This window comes from Methylobacterium phyllostachyos, from assembly GCF_900103445.1.
Classification (GTDB): Bacteria; Pseudomonadota; Alphaproteobacteria; order Rhizobiales; family Beijerinckiaceae; genus Methylobacterium; species Methylobacterium phyllostachyos.
In genome coordinates, this window is record NZ_FNHS01000001.1 from 192,121 (window position 1) to 204,715 (window position 12,595).

General features: G+C 65.4%; 14 protein-coding genes. 6 read left to right on the plus strand and 8 right to left on the minus strand.

Annotated elements, in window-relative coordinates; translation table 11 throughout:
* The first annotated feature begins 84 nt into the window (after positions 1-84).
* Together BLQ49_RS00845 and BLQ49_RS30690 are read left to right on the plus strand one after the other, a co-directional pair.
* The gene (locus BLQ49_RS00845) at positions 85-423 is read left to right on the plus strand and encodes a P-II family nitrogen regulator (protein WP_003600526.1); all 339 of its coding nucleotides are present in this window, start codon (positions 85-87) and stop codon (positions 421-423) included.
* A 237-nt stretch (positions 424-660) separates the two neighbouring features.
* Positions 661-771 carry a DUF2735 domain-containing protein gene (locus BLQ49_RS30690; RefSeq protein ID WP_244507379.1) on the plus strand — a complete coding sequence of 37 codons (111 nt, stop codon included), beginning with the start codon at positions 661-663 and terminating at the stop codon, positions 769-771.
* 125 nt (positions 772-896) lie between these two features.
* On the opposite strand, the gene BLQ49_RS00855 is transcribed toward BLQ49_RS30690, so the two are convergent.
* The gene (locus BLQ49_RS00855; protein WP_091712531.1) at positions 897-1,931 is read right to left on the minus strand and encodes a glutamine synthetase beta-grasp domain-containing protein; all 1,035 of its coding nucleotides are present in this window, start codon (positions 1,929-1,931) and stop codon (positions 897-899) included.
* 337 nt (positions 1,932-2,268) lie between these two features.
* Here BLQ49_RS00855 and glnA point away from each other — a divergent pair, with 337 nt between their 5' ends.
* Positions 2,269-3,678, plus strand: a complete 1,410-nt coding sequence (gene glnA, locus BLQ49_RS00860) for a type I glutamate--ammonia ligase (protein ID WP_091712533.1) — start codon at positions 2,269-2,271, stop codon at positions 3,676-3,678.
* 99 nt (positions 3,679-3,777) lie between these two features.
* On the opposite strand, the gene BLQ49_RS00865 is transcribed toward glnA, so the two are convergent.
* Entirely contained in the window at positions 3,778-4,698 is a 921-nt protein-coding gene (locus tag BLQ49_RS00865; RefSeq protein WP_091712534.1) for a class I SAM-dependent methyltransferase, read from the minus strand.
* Between the two features lie 237 nt (positions 4,699-4,935).
* Between BLQ49_RS00865 and BLQ49_RS00870 the strand changes: the two genes are divergently transcribed.
* The gene (locus tag BLQ49_RS00870) at positions 4,936-5,574 is read left to right on the plus strand and encodes a VOC family protein (protein WP_091712536.1); all 639 of its coding nucleotides are present in this window, start codon (positions 4,936-4,938) and stop codon (positions 5,572-5,574) included.
* A gap of 26 nt (positions 5,575-5,600) precedes the next feature.
* Here the strand turns inward: BLQ49_RS00870 and BLQ49_RS00875 are convergent, their stop codons facing one another.
* A complete protein-coding gene (locus tag BLQ49_RS00875) occupies positions 5,601-6,224 on the minus strand; it encodes a ribonuclease D (RefSeq protein WP_091712538.1) in 624 nt (207 codons plus the stop codon).
* Between the two features lie 88 nt (positions 6,225-6,312).
* Here BLQ49_RS00875 and BLQ49_RS00880 point away from each other — a divergent pair, with 88 nt between their 5' ends.
* Positions 6,313-6,741, plus strand: coding sequence for a cupin domain-containing protein (locus BLQ49_RS00880; protein WP_091712539.1), 429 nt, complete (start codon positions 6,313-6,315; stop codon positions 6,739-6,741).
* On the opposite strand, the gene yddG is transcribed toward BLQ49_RS00880, so the two are convergent.
* Complete coding sequence (gene yddG / locus BLQ49_RS00885) at positions 6,738-7,634, minus strand: aromatic amino acid exporter YddG (RefSeq protein WP_244507380.1); 897 nt, start codon at positions 7,632-7,634, stop codon at positions 6,738-6,740. The genes BLQ49_RS00880 and yddG overlap by 4 nt on opposite strands.
* A gap of 120 nt (positions 7,635-7,754) precedes the next feature.
* Between yddG and BLQ49_RS00890 the strand changes: the two genes are divergently transcribed.
* Positions 7,755-8,981, plus strand: a complete 1,227-nt coding sequence (locus BLQ49_RS00890) for a glycerophosphodiester phosphodiesterase family protein (RefSeq protein ID WP_091712542.1) — start codon at positions 7,755-7,757, stop codon at positions 8,979-8,981.
* A gap of 194 nt (positions 8,982-9,175) precedes the next feature.
* Here the strand turns inward: BLQ49_RS00890 and BLQ49_RS00895 are convergent, their stop codons facing one another.
* The 4 genes from BLQ49_RS00895 to BLQ49_RS00910 form a co-directional block, all read right to left on the minus strand.
* On the minus strand, positions 9,176-9,415 hold the full coding sequence (locus BLQ49_RS00895; protein WP_091712544.1) for a hypothetical protein: 240 nt from the start codon (positions 9,413-9,415) through the stop codon (positions 9,176-9,178).
* 21 nt (positions 9,416-9,436) lie between these two features.
* Positions 9,437-9,919: a hypothetical protein gene (locus BLQ49_RS00900; RefSeq protein WP_167627596.1), complete on the minus strand. Its 483-nt coding sequence runs from the start codon at positions 9,917-9,919 to the stop codon at positions 9,437-9,439.
* 508 nt (positions 9,920-10,427) lie between these two features.
* Entirely contained in the window at positions 10,428-11,156 is a 729-nt protein-coding gene (phbB, locus tag BLQ49_RS00905; RefSeq protein ID WP_091712545.1) for an acetoacetyl-CoA reductase, read from the minus strand.
* A 112-nt stretch (positions 11,157-11,268) separates the two neighbouring features.
* A complete protein-coding gene (locus BLQ49_RS00910) occupies positions 11,269-12,453 on the minus strand; it encodes an acetyl-CoA C-acetyltransferase (protein ID WP_091712547.1) in 1,185 nt (394 codons plus the stop codon).
* Between the last annotated feature and the right edge of the window lie 142 nt (positions 12,454-12,595).

Sequence of the window (12,595 nt, forward strand, 5' to 3'; positions counted from 1 at the left end):
GCCGGGTAAGCCGAGAAATCGGCATGGCGAACCCGTCACGGGGATGTTAGAAATACGCCACATTTCAGCGCGGGCCCGGGCGGCATGAAGAAGATCGAAGCGATCATCAAGCCTTTCAAGCTCGACGAGGTGAAGGAGGCGCTTCAGGAGGTCGGCCTCCAGGGCATCACCGTCATCGAGGCGAAGGGCTTTGGCCGCCAGAAGGGCCATACGGAGCTCTATCGGGGCGCCGAGTACGTGGTCGACTTCCTGCCGAAGGTGAAGCTCGAGATCGTGCTGTCGGACGCGCTGGTCGAAGGTGCCGTCGAGGCGATCCGCAAGTCGGCCCAGACCGGCCGCATCGGCGACGGCAAGATCTTCGTGTCGACGATCGAAGAAGCGATCCGCATCCGCACCGGCGAGACCGGGACCGACGCGATCTGATCCTTGGGTCTCGGCGGATGGTCGCATCCGCGGTCTCTGCCTAAGTTTTCGCTCTGCACGAATGTCCGGCAACGGCGCTTTCCCCCATGGAGCGCTGCATTCCGCATCCCACATGCTCTGGAACAGTCGATGTAATCGACTGCCTGCACCCGATCATGAGGATATGCGATGGCCGTCATGGACCCGCGCGAAACAGCTAAGATCTATGATCTTTCCGCGTTCCGGCGAACGCGTGCCATGCCCCGGGTGACCGCGGAGCCGAAGCCCGAGTCGGTTTCGAGTTTCGGCGGCGGCGCTTGGTACCACGAGGCCGCCATCCGCGAGGAGGAGCGTCCGCGCCGGTCCTGAACGGCGGGACAGCGCGTTGGAAACTCCCTTCCAACGATCCGGGCGCCGAGTAGAGCGCTTGACCCCCGAAAACGGTGAAACCGGACCCGAGGGCCCGGCTTCGTTGTTTCCGGTTGATCCGCGTCTTACGCGGCTGCAGCGGCCTCGGTCGGCACGGAAGAGATCGTCTTCAGCACCTGCGAGGCGATCTGGTAGGGGTCGCCCTGCGAGTTCGGGCGGCGGTCCTCAAGGTAGCCCTTGTAGCCGTTGTTGACGAAGGAATGCGGTACGCGGATCGAGGCACCGCGGTCGGCCACGCCGTACGAGAACTCGTGGATCGAGGCGGTCTCGTGCTTGCCGGTCAGGCGCATGTGGTTGTCCGGACCGTAGACGGCGATGTGGTCCTCGCGGGCGTTCTTGAACGCCTCCATGAGCTTCTCGAAGTAAGCCTTCCCGCCATGCTCGCGCATGAAGGCGGTCGAGAAGTTGCAGTGCATGCCCGACCCGTTCCAGTCGGTGTCGCCGAGCGGCTTGCAATGGTACTCGACGTCGATGCCGTACTTCTCGCAGAGGCGCTGCAGGAGGTAGCGGGCCATCCACATCTCGTCGGCGGCCTTCTTGGAGCCCTTGCCGAAGATCTGGAATTCCCACTGGCCCTTGGCCACTTCGGCGTTGATGCCCTCGTGGTTGATGCCGGCGTCGAGGCAGAGGTCGAGGTGCTCCTCAACGATCTGGCGCGCGACGTCGCCGACGTTCGAGTAGCCGACGCCGGTGTAGTACGGGCCCTGCGGCGCCGGGTAGCCGGAGGCCGGGAAGCCGAGCGGACGGCCATCCTTGTACAGGAAGTACTCCTGCTCGAAGCCGAACCACGCGCCCGGATCGTCCAGGATGGTCGCGCGCTTGTTGGACTCGTGCGGGGTCACGCCGTCCGGCATCATCACTTCACACATCACCAGCACGCCGTTCTTGCGAGCCGGATCGGGGAAGTGGCGCACGGGCTTCAGCATGCAGTCGGAGCTGCCGCCTTCGGCCTGCTTCGTGGACGAGCCGTCGAAGCCCCACATCGGGAGCTGCTCGAGGGTCGGGAAGCTGTCGAATTCCTTGATCTGCGTCTTACCGCGGAGATTCGGGGTCGGCGTGTACCCGTCGAGCCATATGTACTCGAGCTTATATTTGGTCATTCCGGTTCTCTCGTCCGTATCGATGCGCGACCGGGGTACCCCTGGGCAACGCGAACGGCTCGCCGCCTCTCAGACGGCCGCTGCCGCCTTTGCATGGAGTGTGCCAAGGACGCCGCCAATGCCCCGCTCACGCCCATCCAGCGCCGATTTTGGCGATCACGGATGCGAGAGCCGGCACCATCGGCCGCCAATCGTCCCACCGCCGCACCGATTCCCGCGCTCTGCGGGTGGCAACGCGCGCCCGCGACGGATATCAAGCCCCGCTCGCCGGTGCGGCCCGCCTGAGAGTGGGCGCGCCGCGAGCGCGTTTCCGAGCGATCCCTGGAGGATGCCCACGATGACGACTGCGGCCGAGGTGCTGAAGACGATCCGGGACAACGACGTGCGCTACGTGGACTTCCGGTTCACCGATCCGCGCGGCAAGTGGCAGCATGTCACGTTCGACGTGTCGCTCATCGACGAGGAGATCTTCGACGAGGGCACGATGTTCGACGGCTCCTCGATCGCCGGCTGGAAGGCGATCAACGAGTCCGACATGCTGCTGATGCCGGATCCGGCGACCGCCACCCTGGATCCGTTCTTCTCGGCCGCGACCATGTCGATCGTCTGCGACGTGCTGGAGCCGGCCACCGGCGAGCCCTACGGCCGTGACCCCCGCGGGACCGCCAAGCGCGCCGAGGCCTACCTGCAGCAGACCGGCATCGGCGACACGATCTATGTCGGCCCCGAGGCCGAGTTCTTCGTGTTCGACGACGTGAAGTTCGGCGCCGACCCCTACCGCACCGGCTTCGAGCTCGACTCGACCGAGCTGCCGACCAACGGCTTCACCGATTACGAGGGCGGCAACCTCGGCCACCGGGTGCAGACCAAGGGCGGCTACTTCCCGGTGCCGCCGCAGGATTCGGCGCAGGACATGCGCGGCGAGATGCTCGCGGCCATGCAATCCATGGGCGTGAAGGTCGAGAAGCACCACCACGAGGTGGCCTCGGCCCAGCACGAGCTCGGCATGAAGTTCGACACGCTGACCCTGCTCGCCGACCACATGCAGATCTACAAGTACTGCATCCACAACGTCGCGCAGAGCTACGGCAAGTCGGCGACCTTCATGCCCAAGCCCGTCTACGGCGACAACGGCTCGGGGATGCACGTCCACCAGTCGATCTGGAAGGACGGCCAGCCGGTCTTCGCCGGCGACAAGTACGCCGGCCTCTCTCAGGAATGCCTCTGGTACATCGGCGGCATCATCCGCCACGCCAAGGCGCTGAACGCCTTCACAAACCCGTCGACCAACTCGTACAAGCGTCTGGTGCCGGGCTACGAGGCGCCGGTGCTGCTCGCCTACTCGGCCCGCAACCGCTCGGCCTCCTGCCGCATCCCGTGGACCAAGAGCCCGAAGGCCAAGCGCGTCGAGGTTCGGTTCCCCGACCCGATGGCGAACCCCTACCTCGCCTTCTCGGCCCTGCTGATGGCCGGCCTCGATGGCATCCGGAACAAGATCGATCCCGGCCCGGCCATGGACAAGGACCTCTACGAGCTGCCCCCGCGGGAGCTGAAGAAGATCCCGACCGTGTGTGGCTCCCTGCGCGAGGCGCTGACCAGCCTCGACAAAGACCGGGCCTTCCTCAAGGAGGGCGGCGTGTTCTCGGACGACCAGATCGACTCGTTCATCGAGCTGAAGATGGCCGAGGTGCTGCGCTACGAGATGACCCCGCACCCGATCGAGTTCGTGCAGTACTACTCGCTGTGAGGTGAGAGGGGCCGGGGGCGATGCCCGGCCCCTTCGAACGCGGCACCAACGAACTCCGCAACAGAGCTTCGCCATAGAAACGTAACTGTCTCCACGATTTCAGATTTTCTGGACGATCAGCACGTCCTGATAATTGCCGAAGCTAATTTCTTTGTATCCCAAAATCCGACAGTCGGTTCGAGCCTCAATTCTATTGATGGTCCAAGACGGCGCGGTGTAAGATCCCCCATAGCTTTGGCCGTACATTCTCGACCACAGAGGGCAGGCGAAATACCCGAAGCCGTCGCACATAAAGTTTTTGTTGATCGCTGATTTTTCGTCAAATGTAGTCCTATATTTAAGTCTGAGGAGCGCATTCCTGAGTCGACGCCGCTTTAGATATTCGGCGCGCAGTCTCTGCGCCTGTTCGTACTGCAAGGAAGCTCGACTCGCGCAATTGCGCCCGTGCAGCGTCACGATAGCAGTCCCAGAGGGACTCAATGCTTCTATGAAGTAGTTTAAAGCCCGATCGAACATTGGCTGGTCAAAGTGTGTCAACAGAGACCCGGAGAAGATCAAGTCGAATGCTCGATTAGGGTGCCCGTTGTAATCGTTATGAAAATTAAATTTCTTTGCATCAAATCTATCGATAACAAATTGTTCCTTCTTTTCATCTATATCAGCAACAAATAGCTCACTTTCGGGCAAGAACTTGACTAGATGCCGCGTGACGCGGCCTCCGCCGCAGGGGAGATCGAGCACCGATCCGAATTCGCACCGGCCTGCCAACAGCATAGCCTCGGCAATAATTCTCACTGCAGAGTGGCCAACCCTCAGGTATTCCTCAAAATTCTCGTCTGATGCGAAGTGCATGTCGTCATGCGGTGTCACCACCTCATCGATTGAAGATGAGGAATAACGCTGCCATCGTTCATTGAGGCAACGAAAAGTGTTTCCAATCTCCGGGACGGACACATCAGGAGGATTTTTCCATCTTTTTAATGGTATACGCTTAGCACTTCTGGTAAATGACGCCAGCATTTGACTGCATTCCAAGCACAAGACTCGAATTTAAGCACTTTTCACAGCCCCAGAGATGCTGTTCCGAAATCGTACGCGAGCACTTCGCTTCAGTCGAGACCTCGATCCTTCCTTGGAAGATGCCTTCCGATCAGCTATTTCGAACAGATGCGGACGCTCTTGATTAAATTGAGAGTAACATACAGATTGATTTGCACGAATTCGAGATTTTAGCTGTTTCCGGTACTTGATATACGCATGCTGACCCTCGATCACCTTGTTGTCGTTGCGCCGGATCTTGCCGAAGGCGTGGCGCATGTCCACGACTGCCTCGGCCTCGCCATGCCGGAGGGTGGGCATCACAGGCAGATGGGCACCCGCAACCATCTGCTGCGCCTCGGCGACGCGATCTTCCTGGAAGTGATCGCCGTCGATCCGGAAGCCCCTGCCTCACCCCACGCCCGCTGGTTCGGCTTGAGCGACCCGACGAAGGTGCGGGCGGACTGGGATTCGGGCCGGCGGCTGCGCGGCTTCGTCGTCCGCACGGACGATCTTGACGGCGTGCTCGCCGCTCATCCGGACCTGCTCGGACAGGCCGCCACGATGACCCGCGGCGCCCTGTCGTGGCGCTTCGGCCTACGCCCGGACGGGGCCTGGCTCGCGGACGGCGCCGCGCCCTGCGTGATGGCGTGGGGACAGAGTGGCAATCCCGCCCGGACGATGCCGGATCTCGGGGCTCAGCTCGACGCGCTCGTCCTGACGCATCCGGATCCGGACGCCGCGCGGCAGCTTCACACTGCGCTCGGGCTGGCAGAGCCTCCGGAGATAATACAGGGCGACGGCCCGCGCTGGACCGCTCGGATCACGACGCCGTCCGGGTCCCGGACGCTGACCTGACGGGCCGGCGACCCGCCGTCGGCCCCTCAGCTATGCGCAAAGATGTCCACCTCGGGCCACCCGTCGAGGTCGAGACGGGCGCGGGTCGGCAGGAAGCCGAAGCAGGCGTCCGCGAGGTCGGTGCGTCCCTCGCGGGCCAGCATCGCGTCGAGCCGGTCGCGGGCGGCGTGGAGGTGGAGCACGTCCGAGGCCGCGTAATCGAGCTGCGCCTGCGACAGGCTCTCGGCGCCCCAATCGGAGGATTGCTGCTGCTTCGACAGGTCGACGCCCACGAGTTCGCGGACTACGTCCTTGAGCCCGTGGCGATCCGTGTAGGTGCGGGCGAGCTTCGAGGCGATCTTGGTGCAGTAGACCGGCTGCGGCATCACCCCAAGGGCCTTGTAGAGCACCGCCACATCGAAGCGCGCGAAGTGGAAAATCTTCAGCACGCCCGGGTCCGCCAGGACGCGCTTGAGCACCACCGGCTCCGGGCCCTTCTGCGGGATCTGCACCACGTCGGCCGTGCCGTCGCCGGTCGAGATCTGCACCACGCAGAGCCGGTCACGATGCGGGTTGAGGCCGAGCGTCTCGGTGTCGATGGCCACCGCCCGGCCGGCATCGTAATCGGCGGGCAGGTCGCCGCGGTGGAGGCGTACGGTCGGGCTCGGCATTTTTCTCGGACCTTGCGGGTTTTCGGCCGGTAGCATCGGTGCCAAGTGGCGGCAAGCCGCGGGGTGTCCGCGGTCGCGGGAGATGGACATGACGGCGACCGAGGTGATCGCGACGCTGGGGCTCAAGCCCCATCCCGAGGGCGGGCACTACCGCGAGACCTTTCGCGATCCACGAACCGTGGACGGGCGCTCGGTCGGCACTGCGATCTACTTCCTGCTCGACCTCGGCGAGGTCTCGGCGTGGCACCGGGTCGACGCCACCGAGATCTGGCACTGGCACGCGGGCGCGCCGCTGGTGATCACCACGAGCCCGAACGGGCACGACGCCGAAGCCCGGCATCTCGGGCCGGACCTCGCCGCCGGCCAGCGGCCGCAATGCGTGGTGCCGGCGGGTCACTGGCAGACCGCGACCAGCCTCGGCGCCTGGACGCTCGTCGGCTGCACGGTCTCGCCGGGCTTCGACTTCTCGGGTTTCGAGATGGCACCGCCGGATTGGCGGCCGACGCCGCGCGGTTAACCCCCCTTCGGCGCGGTCCGCGAAGCCCGCACCGCCGTCAGGGCGCCGGCCACAATCAGCAGGCAGGCGAACGCCAAAGCCGGCCCGGGTCTGGCATAGCCCGTCGCCACCAGGATCAGCGTCGATAGGACCGGCGCCGCGTAGGCGGTGACGCCGAGCAATCGGACATCGCCGCGCTTGCAGCCGATGTCCCAGAGGTAGAACGCGGCCCCGACCGGTCCGAGCCCGAGCAGCAGCACCGCGCTCCACTGTGTCGCGTCCGCCGGCCAGACCGTCGTTTCGAAAGCCAGATGACAGAGGAGGCTGAGCGCGGCGGTGGCGAGGCAGAAGCCGGCGACCGCATCGGTCGGCACCTGCCCGACCCGGGCCGAGAGCACCGAATAGCCGGCCCACACGAAGGCCGCGGCGAAGGAGGCCGCGTAGCCCGGCAGCGCCCCCGCCGGAAAGCCGAGATCGCCCCGCCCGACGAACAGGGTCGCGACGCCGGCAAGCCCCAGCAGCGCGCCGACGAGATGGCCCGGGCGCAAGCCCCCCGATCCCGGCAGGCGCGCCGAGAACAGCACGATCAGCAGCGGCCAGAGATAATTGATCAACCCGGCCTCAGCCGGTGGGGCGAGGCGGAGCGCACTGAAGTAGAGCGCGTGGTAGCCGAACAGACCCCCGACCCCGAGCAGCCAGACCGGCCAGGGTTGAATCAGCGCGCGGGCGCGGGCCGGACGGGCGATCCAGACGGTGCAGCCGCACAGGCCACCGATCAGGAATGTCATGGCGGCGAGCTGGAAGGGCGGCACGGATCCGGACGCCGCCGTGAACAGGGCCAGCAGCGACCAGAGCGCGATCGCACCGAAGCCCGCCAGAGTCGCGGCGGAGCGGCTTATCGGACGGGACGACATCGGCGCGGATCCACTCATGACGGGCCGCTACCATGCACGCATCTGAGTCGGCGAGATGCCGGGTCATGTGCCTGTCACCGTCCCACTCTACCGGCGGCGACACAGGGGGGGGGGTCTGCGATGCGCGCAATCATGGCCGGGCTGATGCTGATTCTGGCCGGAGGCCCAGCCCTGGCGGGCGAGGCCGCCCAGCTCGGGCCACGGCCCTTCTACCTCGTCGATCAGCTCAAGCCCGGCCCCCTCAAGGACAAGCTCGCCGCGTGCGGGGTCGACCGGACCTATACGCCAAAGACCTTCTCGATCTCGCACCGGGGGGCGCCGCTGATGTTCCCTGAGCACACCCGCGAGGGGCTGATCGCCGCCGAGCGGATGGGTGCCGGCATCATCGAGTGCGATGTCGCCTTCACCAAGGATCGCCAGCTCGTCTGTCGGCACAGCCAGTGCGACCTGCACACCACCACTGACATCCTAGCCCGGCCCGCGCTCGCGGCGAAGTGCAGCCAGGGATTCGAGCCGGCCGATCCGGCCACGGGCCGCAAGGCCTCGGCCAAGTGCTGCACCAGCGACCTGACGCTGGAAGAGTTCAAGTCGCTGAACGGCAAGATGGACGCGGCCGATCCGGACGCCACCCATGTCGCCGCCTACATGAACGTCACGCCGCGCTGGCGCACCGATCTCTACGCTGGCACCGGCACGCTGCTATCCCACAAGGAGTACATCGCGCTGGTGAAGGGGATGGGACGGAAATTTACCCCCGAGCTCAAGGCGCCGCAGATGCCGATGCCGTTCGAGGGCACCTACACACAGGATATGTACACCCAGCAGCTCATCGACGAGTACAAGCAGGCGGGCATCCCGGCCTCCGACGTCTATCCGCAGAGCTTCCAGCTGCGGGACATTCTGTACTGGCTGGAGAAGGAGCCGGATTTCGGCCGGCAGGCGATCTTCCTCGACAACCGCGACGAGACCGCCAAGGGGTTCGATCCGGAGAACCCCGCCACATGGCAGCCCAGCATGGCCGATCTGGCGCAGAAGGGCGTGAGAATCCTGGCGCCGCCCCTGTGGATGCTGGTCCGGCCGGGGCCTGACGGCACGATCGAGCCCTCGACCTATGCCCGCGCGGCCAAGCGCGCGGGACTCGGGCTGATCGCGTGGTCGCTGGAGCGCTCCGGCCCGCTGAAGGAGGGCGGCGGCTACTATTACCAGTCGATCAAGCCGGTGGTGACCGGCGACGGCGACATCCTCCGGTTGCTTGACGTGCTGCACGGGCAGGTCGGCGTCATGGGCGTGTTCTCCGACTGGCCCGCGACGACGACCTTTTATGCCAACTGCGTCGGGGCGCCGTAAGCGCGGGTCAGTCCGCCCACAGGGCCACGAGGGAGAAGAGGCCGGCCATCAGGAAGTTGACGAGGAGGATGCCGGCAATGATGAGGGCGAGTGTCATGGTGACCTCCCTGCGCTGAAAGGTTTTGGGATGGGGGTCGAGGTTTGCGGCCGCTGATCCGGCAGTCCGCGGCGGGAGGGTGCGCCCGCCGGGCGGTTCAGGTGGGTGACAGCAGGCGAAGGAGCTCGAACAGGTAATCGAAGCTCAGAGGCTTCCAGCCGAGCCAGCGCCGGATCACCGCATAGCCGGTGCAGAGCAGAACGGTGCAGGCGGCGACAGTCAGGAAGAACAGGCGAATATCGCCGGTGCCGATCCCGATGACGGTCGCGATGACGGCGATGGATACGAAGATGAGCCGGCTGGGATGCTCCGGGCCGCGCGCGAGGATGTCGGACATCGTTTGTCTCCCTGATCCGGGTCAGCGGGCGCGGCAGTTGGGGCCGAACCAAGTCATGGTCCGGTGATCCATGCCGCCTTCATAAGATGCGCCGCAGACGGGGAAGCGCGGATCGCCGCTCCGCTGCAGACTCATCACCTTGTAGAGGTCCTGCTGCGCCTCGCGGCGCCGGTTCTGCTCGGCGAGCTGGGCCTGCCAGTACCGGTTGCTGGCAGCCTGTGCGGCGGCACGATCCTGGTGGAGCCCCATCATGCACTGCGCGAAGGCATCGGTGCCGGGCTCGAACCCGAAGGTGTAGCACTGGTTCTGATCCATCGCGTGCCGCTCCTGGGGGGTGACACAGGCCGCGAGGCCCAGGGTGCAGGCCGCTGCCAGGGCAATCTTCGCGGCGACCGGGAGCCGCCGGGCCTGCCGGCCGCCAGCCTTAACGCGGCCCTGCGCAGAAGAGGCACCGTTGTCGCAAACACGCTGAAGGGGGAATTTACCGTAAAATTGGTGGATCATGGTGCTCGCGCTCCCGTTCTACTGTCGGCGCGAACATCCGCGGCGCGACGGAACGAGACCTATACGGGCACGCCCGACTTGTTCGTGCCCCAGAGCACGTGAACAATCGGTTCTCGCTCCACCCGCGATACACACCCGATCGATGAGCGCCTAAAGCGCGGATCGGAGGGCAGAAGGTCTGATTTTATTTGGTTATTGACCAGCTGATACAAACTCGTCAGCGCAACACGTGGCGGCAATAAAATAAATACCAAACACTTCGCGCCGCAATACAATGGTTAACAAGAACCGCTGAGATCCCGCGCAGCCTCATCGATTGACGGGAAGTAGCGCCCGTTGCGCGGACGCCTGCCGACGACAGCGATTGGTCGTCCCGGCGCGCTGCGGCTGCGGAGGGCAAGGCAGTCCGAAGGTCGGGATCGAGCGGGCTCCCAGCCTCGCGGAGGCGCCGGCCTGAGGCCTTTGCAGATCGGGCGCGCCCGCCTGAAGCCGGCGCGCCCTTTAGGGATCAGACGAAGTGCTGGCCGCCGTTGATGGTGAGCGTCGAGCCGTTCACGAAGCCGGCCTCGTCGCTCGCGAGATACTCGACCGCATGGGCGATCTCGTCGGCCTCGCCGAGGCGCCCGGTCGGGATCGTGGAGATGATCTTGTTGCGGATGTCCTCCGGCACCGCCATCACCATCTCGGTGGCGATATAGCCCGGCGCGATCACGTTCACCGTGATGCCCTTCGAGGCGCTTTCCTGCGCGAGCGCCTTGGCGAAGCCGATCACGCCGGCCTTGGCGGCCGAGTAGTTGGTCTGGCCGGCCTGGCCCTTCTGGCCGTTGATCGACGAGATGATGATGATGCGGCCGAAGTTGCGGCTGCGCATGCCCTCGATCAGCGGCCGCGTGCAGGTGAACATCGAGTCGAGGTTGGTCTTGATGACCGCCTGCCACTTCTCGAAGGTCATCTTGTGGAAGGCGCCGTCCCGGGTGATGCCGGCATTGTTGACGAGGATGTCGATCGGCCCGACTTCGGACTCGATCGCCTTGATGCCGGCCTCGCAGCTCGCGAGATCACCCACGTCGAACTTGAAGACCGGGATACCGGTCTCGGCCTTGAAGGCGTTGGCGGCCTCGTCGTTGCCGGCATAATTGGCGGCGACCGTGTAGCCCTTGTCCTTCAGCCGCTTCGAGATCGCCGCGCCGATTCCGCGGCTGCCGCCCGTGACGAGGGCGACGCGTCCTTGAGCCATTGTTTCCTCCTGTTGGCAGCCCGTGATGACGCGTGCGGATGGCGTCCGCACGCGAATTTTTGTGATCTCGGCCTTAAGTCTAAGTTGTCGAGAACCGGGCGTTACAGATCGATCAGGTCCGCTCGATGCACATCGCGACGCCCATGCCGCCGCCGATACACAGGGTCGCGAGGCCTTTCTTGGCGTCGCGCCGCTTCATCTCGTGCAGCAGCGTGACGAGAACGCGGGCGCCCGAGGCGCCGATCGGGTGGCCGATGGCGATGGCGCCGCCATTGACGTTCACCTTCGCGTCGTCCCAACCCATGTCCTTGTTCACCGCGAGCGCCTGGGCCGCGAAGGCCTCGTTGGCCTCGATCAGGTCGAGGTCGGCGGGCTTCCAGCCGGCCTTCTCCAGGGCCTTGCGGGACGCCGGGATCGGGCCCGTTCCCATCACCTTCGGATCGACGCCCGCGGTCGCCCAGGACTTGATCTTGGCGAGCGGGGTGAGGCCGCGGCGCTCGGCCTCGGAGGCCGACATCAGCACCAGCGCGGCGGCGCCGTCGTTGAGGCCCGAGGCGTTGGCAGCGGTGACGGTGCCCTCCTTGGAGAAGGCGGGCTTCAGCTTGGCCATCGCCTCCATGGTCGCGCCGTCGCGGATGTACTCGTCGGTGTCGACGACGGTGTCACCCTTCTTGCCCGGCACGGTGACGGGCACGATCTCGTCCTTGAACCGGCCCTCCTTGCGGGCGGCCTCGGCCTTGTTCTGCGAGCGGGTCGCGAACTGGTCCTGCTGCTCGCGGGTCAGCTGGAAGGCCTGGGCGACGTTCTCGGCGGTCTGGCCCATGTGGTAGCCGTTGAAGGCGTCCCACAGCCCGTCCTTGATCATGGTGTCGACGAGCTTCACGTCGCCCATCTTCTGGCCGCCGCGCAGGTACTGGGCGTGGGGCGAGAGCGACATCGATTCCTGGCCGCCGGCCACGATGATCTTGGCGTCGCCGTTGGCGATCTGCTGCATGCCGATGGCGACCGTGCGCAGGCCCGAGCCGCAGACTTGGTTGAGGCCCCAGGCGGTGGCCTTCTCAGGGATGCCGGCCTTGATGGCGGCCTGACGGGCCGGGTTCTGGCCCGCACCGGCGGTGAGCACCTGGCCGAAGATCACCTCGTCGACCTCGTCGGGCGAGACCTTGGCGCGCTCCAGGGCGGCCTTGATGGCCGTCGCGCCGAGCTCGTGAGCCGGCACCGCCCCGAAGGCGCCGCCGAACGAGCCGACCGGCGTGCGCGCGGCCCCGACGATGACGATCTCTTCGCTGGCTGCCATGTTGCGTTCTCCTCTCGCGAGCCGGCGCGCCTTCCGGGGCGCGCTCTGTGCTGGCCCTGCGATGAAGGGCGTGGCATCGGCGAAGTCAAGATTGCGCATCGAACCCGCAAATGATGCCGATGACGCGCCCGCGACACTGAAA

What these genes read in the sequence shown, in the direction of transcription:
- BLQ49_RS00880 (WP_091712539.1), top strand. Translation starts at nt 6,313, where the DNA reads ATGACGGCGACCGAGGTGATCGCGACGCTGGGGCTCAAGCCCCATCCC.
- glnA (WP_091712533.1), top strand. Translation starts at nt 2,269, where the DNA reads ATGACGACTGCGGCCGAGGTGCTGAAGACGATCCGGGACAACGACGTG.
- BLQ49_RS00895 (WP_091712544.1), bottom strand. Translation starts at nt 9,415, where the DNA reads ATGTCCGACATCCTCGCGCGCGGCCCGGAGCATCCCAGCCGGCTCATC.
- BLQ49_RS00870 (WP_091712536.1), top strand. Translation starts at nt 4,936, where the DNA reads ATGCTGACCCTCGATCACCTTGTTGTCGTTGCGCCGGATCTTGCCGAA.
- BLQ49_RS00855 (WP_091712531.1), bottom strand. Translation starts at nt 1,931, where the DNA reads ATGACCAAATATAAGCTCGAGTACATATGGCTCGACGGGTACACGCCG.
- BLQ49_RS00910 (WP_091712547.1), bottom strand. Translation starts at nt 12,453, where the DNA reads ATGGCAGCCAGCGAAGAGATCGTCATCGTCGGGGCCGCGCGCACGCCG.
- phbB (WP_091712545.1), bottom strand. Translation starts at nt 11,156, where the DNA reads ATGGCTCAAGGACGCGTCGCCCTCGTCACGGGCGGCAGCCGCGGAATC.
- BLQ49_RS30690 (WP_244507379.1), top strand. Translation starts at nt 661, where the DNA reads ATGCCCCGGGTGACCGCGGAGCCGAAGCCCGAGTCGGTTTCGAGTTTC.
- yddG (WP_244507380.1), bottom strand. Translation starts at nt 7,634, where the DNA reads ATGTCGTCCCGTCCGATAAGCCGCTCCGCCGCGACTCTGGCGGGCTTC.
- BLQ49_RS00845 (WP_003600526.1), top strand. Translation starts at nt 85, where the DNA reads ATGAAGAAGATCGAAGCGATCATCAAGCCTTTCAAGCTCGACGAGGTG.
- BLQ49_RS00900 (WP_167627596.1), bottom strand. Translation starts at nt 9,919, where the DNA reads ATGATCCACCAATTTTACGGTAAATTCCCCCTTCAGCGTGTTTGCGAC.
- BLQ49_RS00875 (WP_091712538.1), bottom strand. Translation starts at nt 6,224, where the DNA reads ATGCCGAGCCCGACCGTACGCCTCCACCGCGGCGACCTGCCCGCCGAT.
- BLQ49_RS00865 (WP_091712534.1), bottom strand. Translation starts at nt 4,698, where the DNA reads ATGCTGGCGTCATTTACCAGAAGTGCTAAGCGTATACCATTAAAAAGA.
- BLQ49_RS00890 (WP_091712542.1), top strand. Translation starts at nt 7,755, where the DNA reads ATGCGCGCAATCATGGCCGGGCTGATGCTGATTCTGGCCGGAGGCCCA.